Source organism: Pontiella sulfatireligans, assembly GCF_900890705.1.
GTDB classification, from domain to species: domain Bacteria; phylum Verrucomicrobiota; class Kiritimatiellia; order Kiritimatiellales; family Pontiellaceae; genus Pontiella; species Pontiella sulfatireligans.
Map to the genome: position 1 here is coordinate 2,222,956 of NZ_CAAHFH010000002.1, position 26,407 is coordinate 2,249,362.

Here is a 26,407-nt window from a genome sequence, read left to right on the forward strand (position 1 = left end):
ATGGCGGAAATTAGAGTATTGGTGGTGGACGACAACGCGTTGCTGCGGCTGGGGCTGACGGAAACTATTACGATCGAACCCGGTCTGGAGCCGGTGGGCGCGGCGGCCAACGCGACGGAGGCGCTGGAGCTGGTTCGCGAGCTGCGCCCGGACGTGGTCACCATGGATTATCAGATGCCCGGCGAGTCCGGCGTGGAATGCACCCGGAAAATCATGGAAGAGTTTCCCGACACCAAGGTGGTGCTGCTTTCGGTCTTTGATTCGGAAGAAGATATTTGGCAGGCCGTCCAGGCCGGCGTAAAGGGCTATCTCACGAAAAAGGCCGGCGAAGTGGAGGATGTGCTGGAGGCCATCCACGAAATCGCCGCCGGCGGCACCTACTTTCCTGCCGGCATTGCCCAGAAGTTGGAGCGGCGCAGCGGGCAGGACAGCCTGACGCCCCGCGAGATGGAGGTCTTGACGCTGCTGGCCGAAGGGTGCAGCAACAAGCAGATCGTTGACCGGCTCGGCATTTCTTTAGCAACGGTAAAGCTCCACATTCTCAACTTGCGCGAAAAGCTCGATGCGGCGGATCGCACCCAGGCCGTGGTTCACGCCTTCAAACGCGGTATTATTCATCTTGATGGATAGAGCGGATCACGAGATGCCGCATTGACCGTTCGTGGAGGGACGCCGTCCTCGGCGTCCGCGGACAGCGAGGACGGCGTGCGCTAGAAAATCTCTTCTATCCGACTTTTTTCAGGGTGCCCTCTCATTTGTGGCTACCCGCTCTTCAGCCTATCTTTTGGTCAGGTTCGTTTTCTCGTTTCCTTTGCTATAACTCACTGCATCAACGGTCTCGAATAATATTTCGGGCAGTAGGCGATGCAACTCAGAGGGAATGCGATTCCCCGTTTTAATAAAGGAAGCTGCTACATGAAGATTTCTCGAAGAACATCATTGTTTGCGACGGGCGCCACGGCGGCGTGTTCGCTGATCCCCGGCAAGGTGCTGGGTGCAAATGAAAAGGTGAACGTGGCGTGGATCGGCGTTGGCGGGCGCGGCAACCGGCTGCTGAGCAACTTTGAGCGCTCCGGCGTTCTTAACGTCGTTGCTTTATGCGACGTGGATCCGACGAGTGTCTACATGCAGGAAGCCACCAGCCGTTTCCCGGATGCGAAGGTCTATCAGGACTGGCGCAAGCTGTTTGATGAAATGCCGAACGCATTCGATGCCGTTACCGTCATGGTTCCTGATCATTCGCACTTCCCGGTCACGATGGCGGCGATGGCGATCGGCAAGCATGTCTACACCGAAAAGCCGCTGGCGCGCACCTTCCAGGAAATTGAGCTGATGACGGCCGCGGCTCAGCGGCACGGCGTAGTCAACCAGATGGGCAACCAAGGTTTTTCCGAAGACAACTATTTCCAGTTTAAGGCGTGGCAGGAAGCCGGCATCATCAAAGATGTCCAACACGTCGATGCCTACATCAACCTGGGTTTCGCTTGGTACAAGCACCATTACGATAAGACACAGGCCATCACCGGCTACCCGACCGGCGAGATTAAGCCGGACGGCGTCGATTGGGATGTCTGGCTCGGCACGACACCGGAACATGAATACAGTACGCTGTACGCGCGCAACAAATGGCGTGGCTGGCAGCAGTGGGGCACCGGCGCTTTCGGCGACTGGGGCGCGCACGTTTTTGATACGATGCACCACTTCCTCGAACTCGGCATGCCGGAAAAGATTACCGTTAAAAAATTGGAGGGGCATAACGACTTTATTTTCCCGCTGGCCACGACGCTGAATTTCCAATTCCCGGAGCGCAACGGCCTGCCGGCAATGGATGTCGACTACTATGACGGATGGACCAACCTGTGTCCCGTTCCGCCGGAGTATGCCGGGCGCACGATGGATACCAAAAAAGATCCGGGTAAGTTTCTCTACACCAAGGACACGGTATTCAAGGGCGGACACCATGGACAGCCGTTGGAAATCATCCCCTATGAAAAAATGCGCGAGCTGCTGAAGGCCGGTTCGCTGCCGCGCAACTTCGGAAAACATTCCGACCACTACGCCAACTTTTTGCTGTCCTGCCGGGGCGATGAACAGGCGCGCTCGCCGTTCTCGATTTCAGGGCCGCTTTCGCAGTTTCTGATTCTCGGGTCGCTGGTGCAGCGCATCGGCGCCCAGGGCGACGTGCTGGAGTTCGACCGCGCAACCAACCGATTTAAAAACAATGAGCTGGCGAACAGCCTGCTCAAAGACACCCCGCGCAAAGGATGGGAGCAGTATTATGCTCTTTAGATCCAGAGAGGTTCTGTTCACAGTGCTTGCCCTGTTCGCATTGACTGCGAGCGGGGGCGCCGAACGACCGAACGTCATTGTTTTCTTTACCGATGACTTGGATTTTGATGAAACCCCGCCGGGGTTGTATGACCTTGAGCGCTTTCCCAGCCACACCGGGATGAAGCAACAGGGCTTCTACGACGACGACCTTCCGAAGTTTGATGCGCCGCAAGGCGACTTTTTTGAAAACCCGACCATGCTGATGCCGAACCTTCAGCAGCTCGCGAAGGACGGCATGGTGCTGGAGCGGTTTTACATCACGTCGCCGATCTGTACGCCGAGCCGCTACTCGATACTGACCGGTCGCTATGCCAGCCGCAGCAAAGGGTTCCAGAAAAAATATCCGGCAGGCAAGTCGGCCAGCGTGGACTGGAGCGCAACACTGCTGCCGACGGAAAGCAATTTGCCTAAGGCTTTGCAGAAAGCAGGCTACACTACGGGTATGGTTGGCAAATGGCATAACGGACACGGTGCCGGGGCTTATAATTCCGAACTTCGGAACATGAAGCTTTCCGATCCGGGCGTGAACGAGAAGGTGAAAGAAGCGCAGCGGTTGGAATGCGAAACGATGCAGAAAGAACAGGGCTTCGATTATGCCGCCAGTCTGCAGATGGGGAATGTCGGCGCGCTGAAGGCCCCGAAGGAACTTCGGCAGGAAAATCTGGAGTGGGTGACGCAGGGCGCTCTCGACTTTATTGAACAGGAACATGAGAAGCCGTTCTTCCTCTACGTGTCGTTGCCGCTGCCGCATCGGCAGTATTACGATTCGCAAGCCCGCAATCCGAATGCGGCCTATTGGTTCTCGCGCGATGCGCGTGGCACACCCGGCGGTTGGCTGGACGAGGTTTCCGACTGTATGCCGCCGCGTGATGATGTGGTGCGGCGCTGCAAGGAAGCCGGCATTCCGATGGTGAATACGATGGGGACCTATATTGACGACAGCTTAGGCGCGATTCTCCAGACATTGGAAAAACAGGGGCTTGCCGAAAACACGATGGTAATCTTTACCAGCGACCACCAGAGCCGCGGCAAAAATACCGTGGGCGAAGCGGCGCGCGTTCCGTTTGTTGTCCGCTGGCCCGGCAAGGTTGCCGCGGGGTCCCGCAAGGCCGGCATCAGCTCCAATGTGGATCTGGTGAGCACGATTCTCGATGTGGCCGGCTCCAAAGAGTCCGGCGATGTCGGCATGGACGGCCAAAGCATGCTGCCGATGCTGACGACAGAAGAGGCACACTGCAGAGACTCCCTTTATCTGGAAGTGATGCACACCCGCGCGGTGGTTTCCAAACGTTGGAAATATATTGCCGGCCGCGCTCCGGCCGAAATCGAAGAGTTGATGGCGCAGGATTCCATCCAGGCATTGGAACAACAACGCCGGCGCCGGGTTTCCTGGGACGGCCGAATAAACACACCCGAAAACGTCAGTAAAGGTGTGATCATGGATGGCGACCGCGAGTTTCCCGGCTATTTTGACCGCGACCAGCTCTACGATCTCGATGCCGATCCGTTCGAGCAAAATAATCTGGCCGGCGATCCGGCCAATGCAGAAACACTGAACGAAATGAAAGAGTTGTTGAAAGGCTACCTTGCCGGCCTTCCGCATCCCTTTGGCGAGTTTTAACAAGAGCGGTTTGGGGAGCACGGTATGGTCAATAAAGTGTACGGAGAAATGAAAATGAAAAAATGGGCAGTTACTTTCATGGCGTTGAGCACAGTTGTTCTTTCCGGCGTCGGGGATGCCTGTGATATTCGCGGTCACTGGCGGTTGGATGACGGCACGGGAATGCAAATCAGCGACGACTCCGGCAACGGAAACATTGGATTTTCTAAAGGCGCTGAATGGGAACGCGGTGTTCGGAACTCCTGCCTGCTGTTTTCCGGTGGGGATGGATTTGTAAACTGCGGGAATGATTCGAGCCTGAGCCCGGCCGATGCATTGACCGTTGAGGCCTGGGTGAAACCATGGAATCTGCCCTATAAAAGTTTTCCAACCGTTGTAACCAAAAAGGGCTCCTACGAGTTCCGCTTTGCACCGGGCGGTAAGCTCTCAATTCTACTGACGCTCGACGGCAAAGCGGTGGAGCTGACCTCGAACCGCACCGAATGGAAAAACGGCGTCTGGATTTATGTGGCGGCAACCTATGACGGGGAAACAATCACCCTTTACACGGATGGAGCGAAGGACAGCGAGCTGAAGGCTTCCGGCAAAATCGATAAAAGCAGGTCATACTGCTTTATCGGCTCTGTGAACGGAGAGACGCGGACCATCGGGCGCATGGACGAGGTGCGGGTTGCGGGCAAGGCGTTGTCCGCGGATCAAATCAACGCATCCTACAACGAAGGAGCGTTCGACATGGTGCGCGAAGCCACTGAGTTCAGCGCCTATTTTGAAAAAGAAAACAAACGCGAGCCGAAGGCCGCGGTGCCGGGTTTCCTGTGGATCGACGCCGAGGATTTTGATGATTACGGCGGCTGGTGGATGGATACCCAGTTTGTGCCGCAGATGGGGTCGCCGTATCTGATTGCAGCGGGAATCGGCAAGCCGGTGGCCGATGCAACGACCACGATCAATGTTCCAAAGTCTGGAAAGTGGCGGCTTTGGGTTCGCACTAAGAATTGGCTGAAGAGCCATTCGCCGGGCCAGTTCAAGGTGAGCGTTGGTGGAAAGGAATCTGAAAAGGTTTTCGGTACGGCCCCCTCTGATGAATGGGCCTGGCAGCTGGGCGGCACCTTTGATCTGGAAAAGGGCGAAGCGGCATTGGCCATCAGCGACGAGACCGGATGGTACGGTCGCATCGACGCCATCATTCTGGCCAAAGACATGCAGTATGCGCCACCGGAAGGGCTGCTGGCCTATAAATCGGAACGGGCCCGCCTGACCGGGGACGATACGACGGTTGATGAAATGGGCAACTATGACGTGATTGTGGTCGGCGCCGGCGTCGCCGGAATCAATGCGGCGATTGCATCGGCCCGCACCGGAGCGAAAACGGCGCTGATTCAGGATCGTCCAATGATTGGAGGAAACAACAGTCTCGAGCTGGGTGTGGTCGTTTCCGGGCCGGCGCAGCACAACCATCCGAATTCACGCGAGAGCGGGCTTAACGAAGAGATCGGCCGGGAGCGGGCCTATCACTATCACGGCAAGTGGAGCCGGGGCGCGGAAAACATTGTGGCCAACGAGCCTAACCTGAGCGTCTTTCTGAACACGCACGTTAATGAAGTGGAAAAAAAAGGCTCAACGATCACCGCGGTGAAAGCGTTCAATATGGTGGACGGCAAGCGCACCCGCTACACGGCGAAACAGTTCATCGACTGCACGGGCGATGGATGGCTCGGTTATTATGCCGGAGCGGAATACCGTCTCGGCCGTGAAGCACGCACGGAGTTCAATGAGAGCAACGCCCCGGAACAGCCGGACAACATTACGATGAGTGGCTGCCTGATGCAGGGGCATACGCTTTGCTACAACACAACGAAGATGGATGCGCCGCAACCATTCAACGGACCGGAGTGGCTGTGGGATCTGACGCCGAACACGGAATACATTGAAGCCCGCAAAATGTTTGACGGCAGCCACACCTATGGCCGCTGGTGGCACGAAAACCGCGGCGATGTCGATGACCTGTGGGATCCGGAAAATGCGCGCGACGAACTGATTGTTCTGAATCTCAGCTATTTTAACTGGGTCAAAAAACATTCGAGCCTGAAGGAGAAGGCCGAGAATTATGTGATGACGACTCTTCCAATCGGAAACGCGAAACGCGAAACGCGCCGCCTGATGGGCGACCATATCCTGACGCAGGATGAAGTGCTGAGCGCCAAACCGTTCGCGGACCGCATTGCGCATGGCGGGTGGTCGCTTGATATTCATAATCCGGAAGGCATCTTTTCAAAAGACGGCCCGTTCGATTTCAACACGCATTCACCGCTCAACCACATCCCGTTCCGGATTCTCTATTCGAAGAACGTCGATAACCTGCTGTTTGCCGGTCGCAATGTTTCCACAACGCATGTCGCCCTAGGCACCGTGCGGGTGCAGGGCACAACCGGCGTGGTGGGACAGGCGGCCGGAACGGCGGCGGCTATGTGTGTGGACAAAAAGGTCAATCCGCGCGGTCTGTACCAAAAACATATGACCGAGCTCCAGCAGCGGCTGCTGAAAGACGACCAGTATATCATCGGCCTGAAAAACGAAGATTCGAAGGATCTGGCCCTGAAAGCCAAAGTAACGGCATCCAGCTTCCAGACGGGCGGCGAACCGGAGAATGTAATCAGCGGGGTGACCCGCATTGTCGGTGACGCAAAGAACATGTGGATCTCGGATTCGGCCAAGTCCATGCCACAGTGGATCGAGCTCGATTTCCAGGCATTGGAAAAAGTCAACGCGGTCTACCTGACCTTCGATACCGATCTGAATGACAAACGCCACTGCTCGTGGGAGCATAAGGAAAACGAACGTTTCGTGCCGGAGTCCGTCCGAAATTACCGGATTGAAATTTTTGATGGCAAGGATTGGGCGACCGTTGCCGAGGTTGACAACAACTATCAGCGCCGCCGTATCCACCGTTTTCCGAAGGAGAAAGCATCAAAGGTCCGGGTGACCGTTGAACAGACGAATGGCGACTCCTCCGCACGCATCTTTGAAGTTCGAGCTTACAACGAGTAGAATGAGGCTGAGCGTGAAGACAAACCTTATAACCCTGACTCTGTCAGTCTCCATTTTATCTGCTGTTGCCGTGGAGCAAAAACCCAACATTATCATGATCTTTGCCGACGACATGGGCTATGGAGACGCTGGGTGCTACGGCTATGACAATCTGGTTCCGACGCCCAACATTGACCGCCTGGCCGAACAGGGCATCCGCTTTACGCAGGGTTATGTGACGGCGTCGGCCTGCGGACCGAGCCGCTATGGATTACTGACGGGCATGTATCAGCAAAAGTATGGCGTTCAGTGGAATCAAGACACGTGGAGCGATCTGAAAAACGGAGAGGCCGAAACCCTCGCCGACAATCGGATTCCTGCGGGCCATCTCATGATGAACCAGGCTCTGGGGCGGGCGGGGTACGTTACCGGTATGTCCGGTAAATCAAATATGCCGTGCTATCCGAAAACCACGTTCGATGAATACAAGTGGGTCATGGCGTTCGGCGGGCAATATTTCCCCGATGAAACCGGACACTATGCCGGGGTGGATGAACCCGTTGCCCGTGGCGGACATAAACGTATTCTCTGGGGGCCGGAGCGCGAGGGCGATGTATATCTGACCGACCGGCTGGGCGACCATGCCGTAGACTTTATCGAGCGTCACAAACAGGAGCCGTTTTTCTATTATCTGGCATTCAATGCACCGCATAGTCCGATGCAGGCCAAGATCAGTCATAAACCACAGGTGGCCCATCTGAAAACAGAGGCCACCAGGATGTACGGGGCCATGCTGCTCTCGATGGATGAAAATATTGGCAAGGTGCTGGATAAGCTGAATGAGCTGGGGCTTTCCGAAAACACCATCGTCGCCTTTGCCAGCGACAACGGCGCCACCTTTGCGTACAACGTCGACTGGCCCGAAGACTGGCCGAAAGAGATGCTCGGAAGCGTCGGCCCGTTGCGCGGCAAAAAAGGAACCAATTTTGAAGGAGGCAACCGCGTTCCTTTCATCATTCGCTGGCCGAGCAGGCTTAAAGCCGGACAGGTGTACGAACAACCGGTCAGCACCCTCGACCTCTACCCGACTTTTTGCGCGGCGGCAGAGGCCGGGGTGACGAAAGAGACCAGGCTCGATGGCGTGGATCTCTACCCGTTCCTCGCCGGGAAAGAGAGCGGTGCTCCGCATGAAACCCTCTACTGGTTCCATGATGACGGCGGGGCCGTACGGCATGGGAAATGGAAGCTACTCGTTTGGAAAGACATGCGCTGGCTCTATGACTTGGATGCCGATATCTCAGAGTCGAAGGATCTGATTAAGCAACATCCCGAAGTGGCTGCCCAGCTGGAAAAGAAATATATGGATTTTGTAACCCCGCTGCCGCCTGCACTTAACCAGGCGGCCCGAAAGTAATAGGAAAACCAACCCATGAAAAAAATGCTTACCTTTCTTCTTCTGATCGCTGCCTCCGCCTCGGCTGGCGTAGCCAATAAGTTTCCCAAGTTGCCGAACGGTTGGCATGTTCACGACATGGATCGGCCGCTTCCAAAGGTTGTAACGCCGGGGCAAACAGATTCTGACGCGCCGTCGGATGCCATCGTTCTGTTCGACGGATCGAACTTCAATGCGTGGTGGGGCGGGAAGGATGGAACCGTTCCGTGGATCCTGGGTGAAGGCTTTATGGAGGTGGTTCCAAAGACTGGAAGTGTTTTGAGCCGCCAAAAGTTCGGCGATGTTCAGCTCCATGTAGAGTGGGCCGCTCCGGCCGAGGTGGTTGAAGAAGCGCAGCGCCGGGGAAACAGCGGCGTCTTTATGATGGGAAAATATGAAATCCAGATTATGGATGCGTGGGAAAACACAGCCTATCCGGACGGCATGGCCGGCGCGGTGTATGGCCAGACGCCGGCGCTGGTGAACGTCTGTAAACAGCCGGGCGAGTGGCAAAGCTTTGACATCTTTTTTACGGCGCCGGTATTCAAGGGCGGCGAACTGGTCACTCCGGCTTATGTGACTATTCTGCAGAACGGGGTGCTGGTGCAGAACCACATGGAAATCTACGGGCCGACAGAGCACAACAAGGCTCCGCCCTACAAAGTGCATGCGGACAAGCTTCCGATTGTGCTGCAGAACCACGGCCAGTCTGTCCGTTTCCGGAATATCTGGGTGCGGGAACTCTAAAATACAGAACAGCTTAAAGGCTGGACTACTTACTCCTCGATAGCGGAATTGAGTGCATGTAGTCCACGCTTTAGCGTGTTCCACGAAAGGAAATAATGTCGGGAATTAAAAACATACCGAGATTTATGATCAGACTTCTTGTTACAGTGTTTCTGTGCATTGGATCCTATGCTGATGTGGTTTTGATCGGCAGCGATATTCCGAACAAGAGCGTTCTTGATGGGGACTTTGATCAGCTCCGTGCGGGTTGGCGAACTCCCGCACAGTCGCCGTACTGGGCCGCCAAGGTGGTGAAAGGCGGCGGCAAGGTCGGAGAGGCGTTGGGGCAGATGATGAACAATGGGGCCACGCTGGCAACCGTTGAATCGATCATGCTGGATCACACAGAACTCAAAGCGCTGAAAGCAGGGGATGTGCTGGCGTGGCGTTTTGCTTCCAATACGGAATATCCCTGCGACGGCCGCGTCAGCTTCGCGCTGGTGTTCGGCGATCAGGAGCGGGTAGTGGCCGGGCGCGTCAAGGTGCCGAGCGGCCCGGATAAGCCGAAGGTTTATGAAGGATTTTATACCGTTACGGCTGAAGACGCCAAACTCGGCATGCCGAAAGCAAAATTCACTCTCGAATCGACTCACGGCATTAAGGTGTATGTCGACTGGGTGGATCTGAAGGTGCTGCAGGGCAAGATGTGCGAACTGGCGGCCAATGCCGTCGATGCCGGCATTGAGCTGTCATGGGATGGCGACAAAAACAGGGCGTACACCGTTTTCCGCAGCAACGAAGAGCGCAAGGGGTTTCAGAAGCTGGCCAAAGGCGTAAAGGGCAATCGATGGATCGACAGCTCCATCATTAACGGAAAAACCTATTTTTATGCGGTAAAGCAAAGCGACTTGACATCACCGATTGTCAGCGTCCGCAAGATCGATTCGGTTGCGCCCGCCGCGCCGCAGGCGGTCAAGGCATTCGGCGAAGACTGGGTCGTTAAACTCTATTGGAAAACGAAGGATAAGGACGTCGCTTTCTATAAAATCTATCGTGGAGATGTGGATGGAAAAAACCTGGCGTGCATTGCTCCGCACGTGACCGGAGACAACTTCGAAGACATGTTGCCGATTAAGGGCGTGGTAAACAGCTATGCCGTGGAAGCGGTCGACTATAGCGGCAACGTCAGCAAGGTTTCCAAAACCGCATCGGCCAAGGTGAAGGCGGTGGAGGGCGCGTCGTTCAGCGATCTGCTTTTGCCGATGCCGATTCACAAACAACTGCGCTCCGATGTGTGGGGCGCGGAGGGCGTACGTCCGCGCGATCCGGATAATGGCGTGGAACATCCGGACTGGACCTATTGGGGCGGCAAAGTCATCAAAGACCCTTCGGATGGGAAATATCATATCCTGGTCACCCGCTGGCCGGAAGGTGACCGCAGGGGGCACTGGGCGTGGCCGGACTCCACGGTGGCACATGTTGTTTCCGATGATCCGACAGGACCTTACATTGAAAAAAATGCCGTGGCTTATGACTTTACTAAGGGCAAGGGCCACAACCCCAACATTATCGTCCTGAACGACGGAACCTACGCGCTCTATTCGCTGATCAACTGGAAGGCCTGCATCTTTACCTCCAAGACGATGAACGGGCCGTGGGAATACAAAGGCGAGATGACGGTGAATGTTCCGGAAGATTACAAGATCGCCTACCGGCTTGAACGCAACCTTTCGGGCGTGCAGTGCGAGGACGGCAGCTTCCTTTTCGTCACCAAGGCCGGGGCGATGATGCGCAGCACGGGCGGGATTCTCGGGCCCTACGACGTTGTGTCGGGCATCGTGGGCGAAAACAAAACCATTCCTGAGCAGTACCGAAAATCAAACTATGAAGATCCGACGATGTGGTACGACGGCGTGCAGTATCACATGATGATCAATGCGTTCTTGGATTACCGCGCCATCTACCTGCGTTCGCCGGACGGCATAAACTGGAAATATGAAGATGGGCTGGCCTACACGCCGACCTGTACCGAGTACGAAGATGGAACGCGCACCTTCTGGTACAAGGTCGAACGACCGAATGTACTGCAGGATGAATATGGCCGGGCAACCCATCTGTCGCTGGCGGCCATTGATGTGCTGAAAGATTATGACTATGGCAACGACCAACACAGCGCCAAGCATCTGATCATTCCGCTGACCGTTCCCAAACGTCTAACCATGCTGAATAAAAAGCCGGTGACCGCATCCACAAAGGAAATCAGGGTGCTGATCCATTCCGAAGAGGGCTTTGATGCTCAGACCGATCTGGATCTGGATTCGTTACACTTCGGCGGTTCGGAGGCTGTGAACTTTGGAAATGGGGCTCAGCTCGAGAAAACCATGAAGCATAGTGATGGGCTTATTCTGATTTTTGATGGAACAGCGAATGGAATAACCGATAAAAACTTTGTCTGCAAGCTGATCGGAAAAATAAATAACGGAAAGTTGGTTATCGGCTACTCGAAGCTTGCTGCAGAATAAGAGAATGACCGCAAAGATACGAAGGCACGAAGTTGTAGTGTCGGCTCTGCGAGCCGAAAAGTTCGCAGGGTAGATGTTAAATGTTATTAGCCGATCGGCGGTCATTGGCTCATAGAGCCAACACTACAACGCGAAAGTCTCTTTGTGCTTTTGTGATCATGACAACCTGGTACTGAGTATGACATTTCGGAGCAGCTTGATTTTTATTTTCGTTCTTTGCGGTTCGGCATGGGCAGGATTGGATTGGCTGGATGACTACACCGTGGTGTGGGATAGCCAAAGCGCGAATTCGAGTGAGTCGATGCCGTGCGGTGGTGGGGACATTGGCTTAAACGTCTGGGTGGAAAAGGGTGATCTTTTTTTCTACGTTGAACGTAGCGGCAATGTTGATGAAAACGATCAGCTGCTGAAAACCGGTCGTGTGCGGATCCAGATTGAACCCAGCCCTTTTGCTGAAGACGGTAAGGACATCGTTTTCAGGCAGGAGCTGGATCTGAAATGCGGTGCGGTTTTGATCTCCGGTGAAACGACGGACAATACGGTAAACATAAAAATCTGGGTCGAGGTGCATCGCCCTGTGATTCATGTGGAGCTGGACGCGGAGAAAGAATCAAGGATTACGGCGTCGTTTGAGTCGTGGCGGAATGAAAAGAAGTTGATTCCTATCTCCGATACGGGAAGTGGTGGAGGTCGCGATTTTAACCGTTGGGCTTGCTATGGCTATGTTTCCTACAAGGGTGAGGTATTCTCGTATCCGGATCAGGTGTCGTTTGAGAATAAGAATCGGGTTTTGTTTTATCACCGGAACGGAAGCGACGATCTAATCGATAAAGAGATTGCGCTCCAGCGATTGGACGGCGTGATGGATCAGATGAATCAACCCACACGCAACCGTATTTTTGGTGGTGTGATGTTTGGGGATAATCTGACTGCTGGTGATGTCACGGAAGGCGAATATGCTTTCACTCCGCACAAGGCGTGGAATTTGAAAAGTATTAACCCAGCGAAACAGCATCACGTTCAGATCGCATTGTATACAGAACAAACGGAACGCTTGGATCAATGGAAAGCGAATCTGGAGACGGTGGTTGGAGGGTCGCAGGCCTCTGCGTCCGCTGGCGCCGAGGCCGTAGTCCCTCTAGGTTCGTGGAACGAAAACCTCAACTGGTGGTCAGAATTTTGGAACCGCAGCCGTGTCATCATTAATAAGGGTCGAGGTCCGGAAGATGTCGGTTGGCAGGTAGGTCGTAATTATCAGCTTATGCGCTATATGCTGGCGTGTAATGCCTATGGGGAATTACCGACCAATTTTAATGGCGGGCTGTTTATTTATGATCACTTTTATGTGAGCGGGCGGAAGGGCTTGGATCCGTCGTTCTACAATGCCGACTTTCGGGCATGGGGTGCTTGGACAGGAATGAATCAGCGGCTGATTTATTGGCCGATGCTGAAGAGCGGTGATTTTGAAATGATGCGTCCGCAGTTTGATTTTTTCCGCAAGAATCTGCGGAATGCCCAGCTTCGCAATGAAGTCTCTTTTGGGATCAAGGGCTGTTCCTTTGCGGAGCAGATTAATACGGCCGGGCTGCCGAACGGATACCACTATGGCTGGGAGCCGCCTTATGGAAAGCGCAGCCCGAATCATGAAATGGGGATGCAGCATCATCACACGCACTATTTTCATACCCAGCTCGAATTTGCCTACATGATGCATGAATGGCGTCGGTTCACGGGAGCGGATATTTCGGAATATATTCCGTTTATGAAGGATGCGGTAATCTTCCATTATGAATATCATAAGATGCTGCAGCGGCGTCGAAACGGTCAGGACTGGGATGAAAACGGCAAGCTGGTACTGAAAGGAATGCAGGCGACCGAGACCTATAAGCCGGGAAGTAACCCGATGCCTGAAGTGGCTGCGCTGCACAAGAACCTTGAGGCCCTGCTTGAGCTGCCGGATGAGTGGGTGAGTGTTGATGAGAAGGCTCAGTTTCGCGATTGGGCCGCTCGGGTGCCGGAACTCAACTTCCGTATACGCAACGGACATAAGACGCTTTCACCGCTGCTGGAAGAAAAACCGTCGAGCCGATTATGCAACCGCGAGCTCGCGCAGCTTTATCCAGTGTTTCCTTATGGCATCTATGCGCTGGGGCAACCTGATCTGGAGGTCGGAGTTAATACCTGGAAATACGGATTGGATACGGCGGGCGATACGTATCTGGGTAAACAGTTTGGCGTGGATGGCTATCCGCAGAAGGAAGCCTGGTGGGGCTGGGGTCAACAGGTTCCTATGCTGGCCCGGCTTGGTCTGACCGGTGAGGCGAAGGAATATATTTCCAAGAAACTAGGCCATGCGATGGGGGATCCCCAGGGAAAGCCGAAGCCGAACCGTTTTCCTGCCTTCTGGGGCCCGGGCTATGGTTGCATGCCGTCGATGGAATGGGGCGCGGCGGGGATGATCGGTCTGCAGGAAATGTTGCTGCAGACGATTGCTAAAGACGGCAAAGAGATCCGTATGCTGCCGGCGTGGCCAGCGGATTGGGACGTCGATTTTAAACTGCATGCGCCGGAAAAGACGACGGTTGAGTGCCGGTTCGAAAATGGGCAGCTTGTTGAAACTGCAGTTGCTCCGGCACGTCGGAAGGCCGATGTCGTGATCGGGCAGAATCAATAGAATCAAATTTTAGAAACCAAAAACAGGATAAGCATTATGTGTATACGCAACCTCATTATAGGAACCCTTCTCATGACAACCGTTTCAGCAATGGCAGGCGCACCCTATAACCACGATCCATTGGTTGCGGAGGAGCTGCGCATTCGCGACGGACTTCCGAATTTTTTCCAGAAGTTGGATGCCGGTCAGGAAGTGCGCGTGGCCTACCTCGGGGGCAGCATCACACAGGCGGAAGGGTGGCGGGTGAAGAGCTTTGCATGGCTCAATGAACAGTACCCGAAGGCCAATCTGATCGAGATTAATGCGGCGGTTCCCGGGACGGGTGCAGATTTTGCGGCCTGTCGTCTGGAGCAGGATCTGCTCTGTTATAATCCTGATCTCGTGTTTATTGATTTCCGCGTCAACATGGGCGGCGGATTTGAGGCGCGGGCAACGGAATCACGGAAAAGAATTTTGCAGGGAAGCTGATCGGAAAAACAAAGAACGGAAAACTGGTGGTCGGGTATTCGACGCTGGTTGTTGAATAGAGCTTACTTAACTAACAGCCTATCCGTAAACTTCACTTTCTTGTGAGGAAGGGTTGATGATGAATGTGCATAATTGGCTTAACTAATCTTTTGATTAGCTAGTTGCATAGCCAGCAACTGCGAATGCGATAAGCGTGTATGGTGGCCGCATTTGAAGCTGTTGTTTGTTCATCAATTTATGGTTAGAATGACTTCATATTCGGTAAGGGTGTTGGATAACGATGTGCACGAATAGGTGCGCCTCTTGCCATTCTGGATGTTGGCCATGGGTTATGTGTAAAGCTATTCGAAAATTTAGGGCTGTTGTTTTTATGATGCTGTTTCTTGCGGCATCCTTAGTCGATGCTTTCCCGACATTGGACAGTATTAAAAGCGTGCGAACTCTCTCCGTTGAAAAAGCGAGCGAAGGCCGGCCGGTTGAATTGGAAGCGCAGGTTGTCTGGGTTAATTCTCATCGGGGCACATTCTTTTTGTATGACGGAGAAAACGGGATATTTGTGCAGGGCCCCGAGGAGTCTGCTGAGGCTAAGTCGTTGAAGGCCGGCGATGTGGTGCAGGTTAAGGGCGTGACTACCACAGGAGGCTTTGCTCCGGATATTGATGCTCATCACATCACAGTCTTAGGACATGAGCCCAGGCATGAGGCGGACTCCTTAACAGAACACCAGCGGTTGTCTCCTGTATTTGATGCGGACTGGATCAAAACCAGAGGACGTTTGATTTCCATGACCGTTAGGTGGAATATGAAATCCATCTCCCTTGAGGTCAGTCGCAATGATCTTCTGCTGAATATTCAAATGCCGTACTCCGAATCGAATGAGGTGAGATTGACGGAACTCATGTTTGAATTTGTAGAGTTTTCTGCAGTTTGCGGCACGGTTTATAATCCGCAGCGCCAAGCGGTGGGCCGGATTTATTATGCCAATTCGCCGGATGATTTTATAGCGGTTGATCTGAGTCAGAATACCGCCCCTGCAAAACTCATGCAGGTTCATGAGCTGTATCGGTATGGAATAAGCAGCCGCCGCGAAGTAAAAACCCATGGCGTCGTCACGTATTTGGGCCCACGCGAAATGTATCTTCGCGGGGAACAGGCTGCTCTTAAGGTTGCTGTCTCCACCCGCCCGGATGTCGAAGTCGGTGATGAAGTGATGGTTCAGGGGGTCGTCTCGCCGCAACCGGTAACCCCGGCTTTCCGGGCTAGGTCGGTCGAGGTAATCGGGAAGAAGGATCGGCCTCTTCCCGTCCGGATTGAGGCCAATGATCAGATTGATGTTTCTCTTAATTATGACCTGATTGAGCTCGATGCCGTTCTGGTGGAGAGGGGTAAGGCTTTTTGGGGAGCCGATGGTGTGGCTCAGCAGATCCTGCTTTGTCGTTTTTTCGACCAGCTTTTTGAAGTGTTTTTTCCTGCGGGTGCATCCCTGAGCGATGATTTAAAACCGGGAGCCAAGCTGCGGTTGACCGGTATCTGCAATGTGACGCGGAATCAGAACCTCTCGTGGTATTTCCAAGTTGATGGATTCTCTCTGGCACTTAGAAGTATGGACGACATTGAGGTGTTGGTTAAGTCGCCTTGGTGGACAATGGGACGTTTACTGATACTGTTGGGAGGTATGGTATCCGTGGCGGTGCTGGCCCTGATATGGGGTGTTGTATTGCACCGGACGGTAGAACGCCAGACCGCAGTCATTGCTGCAAAAGTAGAGCGGGAGGCCATCCATGAAGAACGGCAGCGTATTGCCCGCGAGATGCACGATACCTTGGCACAAGGATTAGTTGGAATGGGGATTCAGCTAAAAAGTCGTATTCGTAAAATGGAGCTGAATAAAAAGGAACTGTTTGCATTCTTCAAAAAATTTGATGTGCCTGATCAGGCGTTGGGGCCGGTACTTGAAAAAATTGAAAACATTACGTCGGAAGAGCGAAAATCGCTGGATGACCTGTTGGATAAGATGGAGCGTTGCAGTGAGGAATCGAGGTCGTCTATTTTATATCTTCGCAGCGGTATGGCCGGGCGGATGGGATTGCTGACCGCGATGCAGGAGGTGCTGGAGCCTTTAGCTGATGAAACAGGTGTGTTGTTAAGCATTAAGCTGGAGGGGCAAGCCCGAGCCTTGAAGCAGGAGATTGAACGGAACTTGATGCTTACTACCAAAGAGGCGGTCACTAATGCGGTTCGTCATTCGGAAACGGAACGGATTAAAGTTGTTCTGCGGTTCACCAAAGAGGGACTTCAAATAAAGGTGAAGGATGATGGCTGCGGATTTGACGCGGATGGTATACAGAAAAAAGGGCATTACGGACTGCAAGGCATGCGGGAACGCATGAAGCAGTTCGGGGGCGTTCTGGAGATCAACAGTGAAAAAGGGAAGGGAACAGAGATTCTGATTTCGATGGATTCAACGGCAGCGTGGGAGGTTTGACATGACAGATAAAGTAATTCGGGTTTTGGTAGTTGATGATAATGAGATGATGCGTGCAGGGCTGTGTGAAGCGATCGGACTTGATCCCGGGCTGGATGTGGTTGGGACGGCAGGTGATGCTACAGAGGCTTTGGATCTTTACCGAAAGCTGCAGCCGGATGTGGTTACCATGGATTATCAGATGCCCGGCGAGAATGGGTTGAAATGTACCGAGCGACTCCTGCAGGAGGATCCGGAGGCAAAAGTAATTCTGATTTCCATCTTTGATTCCGAAGAAGACATTTGGAATGCCGTTCAGGCAGGGGTTAAGGGGTACTTAACCAAAAAGGCCGGGGAAGTGGATGTTCTGGTTGAAGCCATACAGCAGGTTGCAAATGGGCAAACTTTTTTTACCGGAGTGATCGCGAAAAAGCTGGAGCGCCGAAGCGATGCACCAAGTTTGACAGAGCGGGAACTGGAAGTTCTAAAACTGTTGGCGAATGGTAGCAGTAACAAAGAGGCCGCTGTCGCGCTTGATATCTCGGAGGCCACCGTAAAGTTTCATATTATTCATATCCGGGAAAAGCTGGGTGCGGCTGATCGCACCGATGCCGTTGTGAAGGGATTCCGGAGAGGAATCCTTAGAGTAAATGATGAACCCATCTAATGGTTGCTGCTATTAAATTATCTCGTAACCATCAGAACTGTAAAAAGTTAAGAAAGATAACAAATACCTCACCTTTCGATTAGCTAATCGAATCAACAGCTAGTCAGAATTCATGGTTGTGGTATTTCTCTACATGTTAACTGTCTCTATTAGTCATGTTCCGGGGCGTGCCGGTGGCTTAGAGACGGATCAAACAAGGAGGAAATACCATGAAGAAGAAGTATCTATCCCTATTGCTCGCAGCAGGATTCGCCTGGGTGGCACAGGGGCAAGTTATATTCGACAGTTCCGTAGGGAGCTACACTGCTGGTGATCTGGCAGGGCAGGAAAACTGGGCAGAACTGCTTATTACATCGAATGGAACCCCAGTTGTCGGTGTCGACCAATTGGGTTCAAATGCATTCAACGTAGATAACAGCAACTGGATTACCCCCGGGGCGGACGCTGCTTTTCTAGTCACCACCAATGGCAGCTATGTTTATCTCGATGAAGCATCGGTCTTGAATGATGTTTTTGATGAGTTGACTTACGAAATGGAATTCAAAGTCTCCTTGCCTGGTCGTACTGCCGGGGATCCGGCTGTTGTAATGGCTAACGATGAATTTATTTATTTTGGAATCACCAGTTCAACCACGAACGGTCTTTCCAAATTTGATAGCAATGATGCGCTGATACTCATGCGTACCCGTCAGGCGGAAGGAAACATTGACCTTAATTTCCAGAACACGGCCAGTGGTGATGATCGTATTCTAAGGTGTGAAAACGATGGTACTAATCTTGGTTGGGATCCGGGGGGCGTATTCGGAACAACTGATTTTGAAACGGATAAGCTGAAGGTGACCGTTGTCATGAGAAAAACCGGTGATGCGGGTACTTACACGGCTACTGCCACACTGTCCAATACGGTTACCGGGACATTCTTTAATTACGCTAATGCCGATACTAATAGAGTCGTGACAACCACCATCTCCACCGACCTCTATGCGTCCAGTACTCCGGTTCTGGCTATTGGCCGTCCGGCTGGCGCATATAATGACGATTTTGGATTCGTGGATATTGATATTGATTCCTTTAAGGTTTCCCGGGCATCGGTAGCCCCTGCTGTGGCAGCTCCTTCGACCTTAATGGCTGCTGCTTATGATGACACTGTGACGCTTAACTGGGATGCGGTACCGGAAGCCGCCAGCTACAAGCTTTCCAGCTCCACCTCCATGGGAGGGCCTTATACGGAAGTAACCAATATCAACGCCCTTGGCTTTGCCGATTCCGGGTTGGCCTTCAATATCCCGGTCTACTATGTGGTTCAGGCGGATTTTGGTGTTTTCGGACTCTCGACCAATTCCATGGAAGCCACGGGCACACCATTGGAAATCTCTACGGGCACTATCATTGATACATCCTTCACTCAGGGCGAAGGGTATTCGAATGGCGATCTGGCCGACCAGCTGTCCTGGAAATGGGCGACAGGCTCCGACAGCAATGCATTGAACATCGTAAACCACACCACGACTGGTGAAGCGTCGACGATCGGAAACAACTATAACGCAGCAACCAATCTTGGTAATGCGGTCTATCTCGATAAGCTGATGGATAACAATGTAGATGACACCCTGCAGGGGGAGATGGATTTTGTGATTTCTTCACAAATTGCAGCGGGTACTAATATTGCTCTGATTCTTAATCAGGCGATCTTTACGTTGGGCCTTACCTCCGACGAAAATGCGGCTCATAACGCGTATGGAAGCTCGATGGCCTTGTTAGTGGTCCGCCCGAAAAGCGATGGAAATGTAGAAGTTAACTTTGCCGATACGACCAACGGTGATTCATTGGCAGCACTGCAACGCGAAGCGGTCGGCTGGGATCCGGAAGACGAGGATGCAAATGGTGTCACGGCCGATGATCTGATTACCGATTCCATCCACCTGAGCTGGAGTATCCGGAAAACAAGTGTGGCCGATACTTATCAGGCGCAGGCGACCCTCAGCACGTCGTCGGCTACCAATAAAACGGCAACGTATGTTCTGAAGACGAAGGCTCCCCTGTATGCCGCTTCCGGCGTAAAGTTTACAATGGGGCAATATAATGAAGCCAGCAAAGGCGGAAACGATGTGGTCAATACCATTGTTGAATCCATGAGCCTGACGCATACCAACAGTCTGCCGATTCCGGTAGCCGTAGAGAATGTTGTAACGATTGGCTCAGATCGCACCGTAACCGTCAGTTGGGATGAGGCATTCGAATCCACAGGCTACGAGGTATTCATGTCCGAAACCCTGGGCGGTGAGGAAATTAATATTTCCGGCGCAACCACCAACATTACCAGCTTCGTGGATACACCGCGTTTCAACGGTGTTACGAACTATTATAAAGTCCGGTCGCATTTCGTAACCGGCAATGAAAACTCGGACGCCGTGGCCGGTGTGCCGACCGGCGGGGCGATTGTCAGCACGTTGGCGCATTATGACGGCTGGAATCAGAATTATGTTTCCGGAGACAGAAGCTTCCCGACCGAGGGTGAGGTTGAAATCAATGGACTTACCTATCTGGATTTCAGAACTGCGGAGATGATGTCTTCAACCGTGAATGCAGATTACTCTGGACCAACACTGCACGGCATTATCCAGGAGAACCTCACAAATCAAACATGGCTTCACGTGCGCATTGAGAACAACGATGCGTTCGGTACCTGGCAACCTGCAGATGCCATTCGAATTAATGCCGGTAATGGCGGGACACCCTATTCTGCGCTCGTATTTATGGAATTAGGTGAAGATGTTGATCTGACAGCAGATCAGCTTGGCGTGAGGCTTCGCGTGAATCAGGGTTCTAACGTTCGTGTTGCCATCCGTAGCGGAACGCAGTGGTATGTGAGTGAGCAGACTGCGAGCTCGGATAGCTCGGCTGAGCTAGATATTACCGATGTTGGTGCTACGAACTGGGCGGCTGTTGCAACCGATCCGGCCACACTGTTGGCTGACCCGGCAAGCTTCACCGTAAGTGGAGCCAACTTCACCCAGGTGAATGCCGCCGGGCTCTGGAATGCGAGTGACACGAAACAACGCTACGCTGAAATTAAGGTGGAGAAAACCGTGTCAGGCTCCATTGTTTCGACAGAATACTGGATGAACCAGTATGCCGGTGTAAGCAATCTGACGGACAATACCGACGGTGATGCGTTGAGCAACATCAAGGAATACGCCTACGGAGGTAATCCGGAAGATGCCAACGACGTGGGCACCCTGCCGGAATTCACGGCTGCAAACTACATGGGCACGAATGGATTCACCTTCGTGAACGTGGAACTGCGAGATCCGACTCCGGGAGTTGACTATTCGCTGGAAACTACCGGCAATCTTGCCTTCCCGTCATGGGGACCGGATGCTTCGATTACAGTAATCGGTGAATCGAATGTCGATTATTACTTCAAGGCCGTAACGAACTTTATCCCGGCCGATGCCGCAGCAGAGTTCATCGATCTGAAGGTTACGGAAGCGCCGTAAGCAAATTAATGCCCTGCGCCTTCGGGTGCAGGGCAAACCATTTCATCTCGCTCACTCCTCAGGAGCGGCCCCGCCTTCGGGCGGGGTGAATTTTGTTCGAGGGGGAAAATAAAACGAATAAGGAGAAACAAAATGAAAAAAATGAAACACAGAGTAGCGATGGCCGCCATAATGACCTTTGTTTGCTCAAGTGTGGTGCATGCAACTATCATTTATCAGAATGATTTTGTGTCTGCTCCCACAATGATCGCTGCAAATGCCGCTGTTTTCGATGGTACTGCAGGTGCTGCCCTGGAAGTTGGGGAATTTGCAATTGCTGCAAACTCGGCCAACTATAATTTTGGTAGCGGGGAAATGGCGTATACCAATGACGCGAACGCCTCGGGTGGAGCCAGGGCTCGAACGATCGGTGTTGCCATCGACATCTCCGGAGCTGATCAGAACCAGTTCGAGGTATCCTTTGACATCACTCAGTTCGGTATCCCGAACGTCACTGATGATGACCAGGTCAACTTTGGCGCATGGCATTTTTCAGGTGTCAGTTCAGGGAATGGAGTCTCTGTCGACATGCAGAAGAATGCCGTGGATTTTGATCCGGACTTTACGCCAGCTGGTATTGCAGGCGCAACGCAGCTTCTGGGCGGGAATCAACAACTAACCGCAACGGGCGCGTTTTCTGACACGTTTACATTAGGTAGTGTCGGTGCGGGTGATTACATTTTCATCGCCTGGACTTCAACCTCGGACGATACGGAAGCGCCTTCTACTCAATTGCCGAAATTTGCGGTTGATAACATTGTGTTGGAAACCATTCCTGAACCAGCCACGCTGGGTCTGATTGCGGCGTTTGGTGGGGGAATCATGTTTATCCGTCGCCGTTTCATGATGTAGTAAAATTTAATAACGCTCTTCTCAGAGCAGCCCCGTCTTCGGGCGGGGTTTTTATATTTATGGCCGAATTTAAAAATAACGGAGCGGTAGAATGTTGAATAAAATCATAGGGGTTGCAGTGCTGGTTGCGGGATCGGTCTATGCGAATACGAACGGGCCAAACGTGATCGTTGTATATGCCGACGATATCAGCGCGCGGGAAATCCCGATTTATGGCAGCACGGTCTGGAGCCCGCCGCCGGGTGGCGATACGTCTGATCCCGCTTATTTCGCAGCGACGCCGGTGATGGATATGATGGCGACCAACGGTGTTTGGTTCCGTTCAGCCTGGGCATCGGTTATCTGCGGTCCAAGCCGGGCCATGATGATGACCGGGCGGTATGCATCGGCCCATAAATGGTGGTACAATGATGACAAGGGACGGAAGGAGAACGGCGCTGTCTGGGATCTTTATGAAAGTTCCCCGCTCATTATCGGCAAGGTGGCCCAGCAGGCCGGTTACCGGACCATGTGGTGCGGTAAAACCCAGATGAACAACTATAACAGCGAAGATTATGGATTCGATGAAGGGGCCTTTACACAAGGGGGCGTGGCCGATGGTTCCCCCAATCCCTATACCGATTTTGAACTGAAAAATGTGAGCGGCGAGTTAACGAACATCGATACCGGTTTGCCGGTAGCCAGTTTTGCCCAGCGATCCTGGTATTGGCAGCCGTCGGTATCGCTTTGGCGCCATCCGGACGCGCCCACTGAAACGATCTGGTGGCCGTTCGAAGCAGCCGATCAGGCCGCCTATGGACTGAGTACCTATGGTCCGGACGTGGAAATGGATCTGATCATGGGTTTCATGGAACGAAGCGCTTCTTCCAATACCCCGTTTTTCGTTTATCACACCAGCCACTTGGGACATGACGGCTATAACTGGCTGGGGCAGCCGGAGGATGTCAAATGGCCAGGCACCCCGATCGTGACCTGGGATGGAACCAACTATTCCCGTACAGCACCGAATATTACCGGGGATATCGGGGTCTATGATCTGCATGGTACGGTTACGGACATGGGTATCCATGAGCATGTGAATTATCTGGATTACCAACTCTGGCAATATATCGAAAAGATGAAGGAGCTGGGCATCGAGGATAATACGATCCTGATCTTCTGCGCCGATAACGGAACCCATTCCTACGGGAAGGGTAGTGGCGACCGGCAGAAAGGCACGCATGTGCCCCTGATTATTTATGCGCCGGGAGTGGGAATGGTGCGGCAGGGGCCGCAGGATGAATTGGTCAGTATGGCCGATTTCCTGCCGACGCTCGCAGAAGTTTCCGGTGCGGAAATTCCCGCGGATTATGAAATCCACGGCAAGAGTTTTTGGACGTACTTAACGGAAACCAATTCGACCCAGAAGGAGTGGATCTATTCCTATAAAAATGGGGATCAATTAATTCGGGGTCATCTGGTTATGAAAGATGGCAACGACAAATGGTGGGATATTTCGAGCACGCCATCCGACCTGATCAGCTTCCCGGAAATTACGGACTGGAATACCGTTTCCTTGGCCCACCGCGATGAGCGGGATGCACTGCTGGCGATCCTCCCGGAGTTCGATAATTATGCGTTGGAGCACGATCCGCCACATCCGCCTTCAGCCGGTTCCGCCCAGACGGTCGGTACCGTCACGCATGACGTGGATATGAAGAGCACCGTTGTACTTCGCACGGCATCGACCATGAAGTTTGATGACGATATTCCACGCTATGCCTATATGCAGTTTGATGTGTCGGGATATACACCGGGTTCCGGGGATGTTCGTCTGTGGCTGAAGAATGCTTCATGCGTAGGAACCGTGGGCATTTTTGAATGTTCCAACGGGTGGGATCAGGCTACGGTTGATTGGGTCACAAAGCCGGGCGACCCGGCCACCTCACCGAGTGTGGGTACCATAGAGATGTCTGCCGTCGGTGAGTGGTACTCCATCTCGGTATCCAATATTGTCACATCCGATGGCACCTACAGTTTTGGTATGACGCTCAATGACACCAATTCGGCAGCTGATCCTGGGCACATTAATTCCATGGAATCGGGCTCTGATGCGCCATATATCGGACTGGAATCAGTTTCGAATGCGAATTATGATATGGAGTATTGGCTCTACGAGAATGGACTCTATGCACACGAAGCGGGGGAAGATGCGGATAATGACGGAATGGTCAACAGCAACGAATATGTGGCCGGTTCCAATCCCCGGAACTCAACGAGTCTGCTGACCGTGGATGGAGTTCCAATGTCTGGAAGCAACTATGGAGTTTCATTCGAGTCGGTTTCCAGCCGGTTATACGATGTTGAATATACCGATTCTCTGGGCTCGGGCTGGAATATCCTGTCGAACGGGATTCCCGGGAATGGCGGCACCGTTGAAATTCCGGATGCATATAACGACTCAAATCGCTTTTACCGGGTTCGCGTTTCTCTTCCCTAATTAATGTCGGAGATATAAATGAAAGTTTGGATAAACATCATATGGATTTCGCTCCTGGCCGGTTCCGTGAATGCCGAAAAGCCGAATATCATTCTCGTGTTTGCGGATGATATCAGTGCGCGTGAACTGCCGATCTATAATTCCGATGTCTGGAGCAAACCGGGCTATGGAAATACAGACGATCCGGCTCTGCGCGCCCAAACACCTGTGCTGGATAAGTTGGCCGAAGAGGGGTGCTGGATCCGCAATGCCTGGGCGGCTACGATCTGTTCGCCCAGCCGGGCCATGATGATGACCGGCCGTTATGCGCATCTGCACAAGTGGTGGCATAACGGGGACTATGGTAAGAGCTTTGATGAGCAGGATCGTAAGATCACGTGGCCGCTCTATGAAAGTTCGCCGGTTCAACTTGGGCAGGTAGCTCAGCAGGTGGGTTACGGCACCTATTGGGCAGGGAAAACGCAGATGACGCTGGATCATGTTGCCCGATACGGATTCGACGAAGGGATATTTACCCCCGGTGGAAGTATTACGGAAAATCCGAGCACAGATTTTCAAATCATACAGAAGAAGGTGGATGGGAAAAAGGTGATGGTAAACCGTGACAGCGGTCTGCCCGGCGGATCATTCCCCACGTTTAGTTATTTCTGGATGCCCAGTGTTCAGCTTCTGAATCATCCATCGGCAGAAGATGAGTTGGTCCTTTGGCCGAACACTCCAAAAACCCGCGCGAGCTTCGGTCCGCACACCTATGGCCCTGATCTAGAGATGGAATTTATTTTCGATTTTATGGATCGAACGCACGAGAAGGGTAAACCGTTCTTTATTTATCATACGTCCCATCTCGGGCATGGCGCATTTGATTGGCTGCGCCCTGAAGATGAAGGAAAATGGCCGGGCACGCCGGTGATTGAATGGACGGGTAAGGGCTATGTCCGTACCGAACCGAGGGTCACTGGCGACAAGGGGAAATATGATACGCATGGAACGGTGACCCCTTCCGGAATACATCATCAGATTAACTATCTCGACTATCAGATGTGGTGTTATCAAAACAAACTTGAAGAGCTGGGTATTGCCGAGGATACAATCATTATTTTCTGCGCGGACAATGGGACGCATGGGTATGGCAAGGGTAATATGGACCGGCAGAAGGGCGTGCACGTTCCTCTGATTATCTATGCGCCCGGTATGAAGAAACGCGGGGAGCAGGATATACTCGTCTCGATTGCCGATATGCTCCCGACCGTCGCCGAGCTTGTGGGCGCTGATATTCCGGCCGATTATGAAATTAACGGGGAAAGTCTGGTTCCGTTTCTGTTTACCGAAAAGGCCGATCATCGCGACTGGCTCTATTCGTATAAAAGCGAGCGCCAGTTGGCGCGCGGTAACTATGTGCTGAAAGATGGAAAAGATAAGTGGTGGGATGTTTCCACTATGCCCGCTGATCTGAACAGTTTTCGCCAGATTACTGATTGGAGTAAGGAAACAGAGCTGTTCCGCGAAGAGCGGAAAAAACTGCTGAGCATTATTAAACCGTTTGATCTGTATGCGACAGAGCATGATGCTCCGAGCTACAAAAGCGACAGAAAAGGAAATGAGTAG

Annotated in this window: 15 protein-coding genes; all 15 read left to right on the plus strand. The window is 52.8% G+C overall.

The features are described 5' to 3' along the window. The 15 genes from SCARR_RS22125 (at position 1) to SCARR_RS22195 (ending at position 26,407) form a co-directional block, all read left to right on the plus strand. Entirely contained in the window at positions 1–630 is a 630-nt protein-coding gene (locus SCARR_RS22125) for a response regulator (RefSeq protein ID WP_222846398.1), read from the plus strand. 285 nt (positions 631–915) lie between these two features. Further along, positions 916–2,289, plus strand: a complete 1,374-nt coding sequence (locus tag SCARR_RS22130) for a Gfo/Idh/MocA family protein (RefSeq protein ID WP_136063816.1) — start codon at positions 916–918, stop codon at positions 2,287–2,289. After that, positions 2,279–3,952 (plus strand): sulfatase family protein, encoded by a 1,674-nt coding sequence (locus SCARR_RS22135; protein WP_168433527.1) that lies wholly within the window; start codon positions 2,279–2,281, stop codon positions 3,950–3,952. The genes SCARR_RS22130 and SCARR_RS22135 overlap by 11 nt, the downstream gene beginning before the upstream one ends. Before the next feature lie 54 nt (positions 3,953–4,006). Then, positions 4,007–7,000 carry an FAD-dependent oxidoreductase gene (locus SCARR_RS22140; protein WP_136063818.1) on the plus strand — a complete coding sequence of 998 codons (2,994 nt, stop codon included), beginning with the start codon at positions 4,007–4,009 and terminating at the stop codon, positions 6,998–7,000. Between the two features lie 13 nt (positions 7,001–7,013). Continuing rightward, positions 7,014–8,393, plus strand: coding sequence for a sulfatase family protein (locus tag SCARR_RS22145; RefSeq protein ID WP_168433528.1), 1,380 nt, complete (start codon positions 7,014–7,016; stop codon positions 8,391–8,393). Between the two features lie 15 nt (positions 8,394–8,408). Continuing rightward, positions 8,409–9,158, plus strand: coding sequence for a 3-keto-disaccharide hydrolase (locus tag SCARR_RS22150; RefSeq protein WP_222846399.1), 750 nt, complete (start codon positions 8,409–8,411; stop codon positions 9,156–9,158). Between the two features lie 125 nt (positions 9,159–9,283). Beyond that, a complete protein-coding gene (locus SCARR_RS22155; RefSeq protein ID WP_222846400.1) occupies positions 9,284–11,659 on the plus strand; it encodes a hypothetical protein in 2,376 nt (791 codons plus the stop codon). Between the two features lie 196 nt (positions 11,660–11,855). Further along, the gene (locus SCARR_RS22160; RefSeq protein WP_136063821.1) at positions 11,856–14,333 is read left to right on the plus strand and encodes a DUF5703 domain-containing protein; all 2,478 of its coding nucleotides are present in this window, start codon (positions 11,856–11,858) and stop codon (positions 14,331–14,333) included. Between the two features lie 72 nt (positions 14,334–14,405). After that, the gene (locus tag SCARR_RS22165; RefSeq protein ID WP_136063822.1) at positions 14,406–14,801 is read left to right on the plus strand and encodes an SGNH/GDSL hydrolase family protein; all 396 of its coding nucleotides are present in this window, start codon (positions 14,406–14,408) and stop codon (positions 14,799–14,801) included. Positions 14,802–15,132: 331 nt separating this feature from the next. Beyond that, on the plus strand, positions 15,133–17,286 hold the full coding sequence (locus SCARR_RS22170; RefSeq protein ID WP_168433529.1) for a sensor histidine kinase: 2,154 nt from the start codon (positions 15,133–15,135) through the stop codon (positions 17,284–17,286). Position 17,287: 1 nt separating this feature from the next. Next, entirely contained in the window at positions 17,288–17,932 is a 645-nt protein-coding gene (locus SCARR_RS22175; RefSeq protein ID WP_136063824.1) for a response regulator, read from the plus strand. Between the two features lie 209 nt (positions 17,933–18,141). Next, positions 18,142–21,432, plus strand: a complete 3,291-nt coding sequence (locus SCARR_RS22180) for a phage tail protein (RefSeq protein WP_136063825.1) — start codon at positions 18,142–18,144, stop codon at positions 21,430–21,432. Between the two features lie 132 nt (positions 21,433–21,564). Beyond that, entirely contained in the window at positions 21,565–22,323 is a 759-nt protein-coding gene (locus SCARR_RS22185; RefSeq protein WP_136063826.1) for a PEP-CTERM sorting domain-containing protein, read from the plus strand. Positions 22,324–22,414: 91 nt separating this feature from the next. Continuing rightward, on the plus strand, positions 22,415–24,802 hold the full coding sequence (locus tag SCARR_RS22190) for a sulfatase-like hydrolase/transferase (protein ID WP_136063827.1): 2,388 nt from the start codon (positions 22,415–22,417) through the stop codon (positions 24,800–24,802). An 18-nt stretch (positions 24,803–24,820) separates the two neighbouring features. Then, complete coding sequence (locus SCARR_RS22195) at positions 24,821–26,407, plus strand: sulfatase-like hydrolase/transferase (RefSeq protein WP_136063828.1); 1,587 nt, start codon at positions 24,821–24,823, stop codon at positions 26,405–26,407.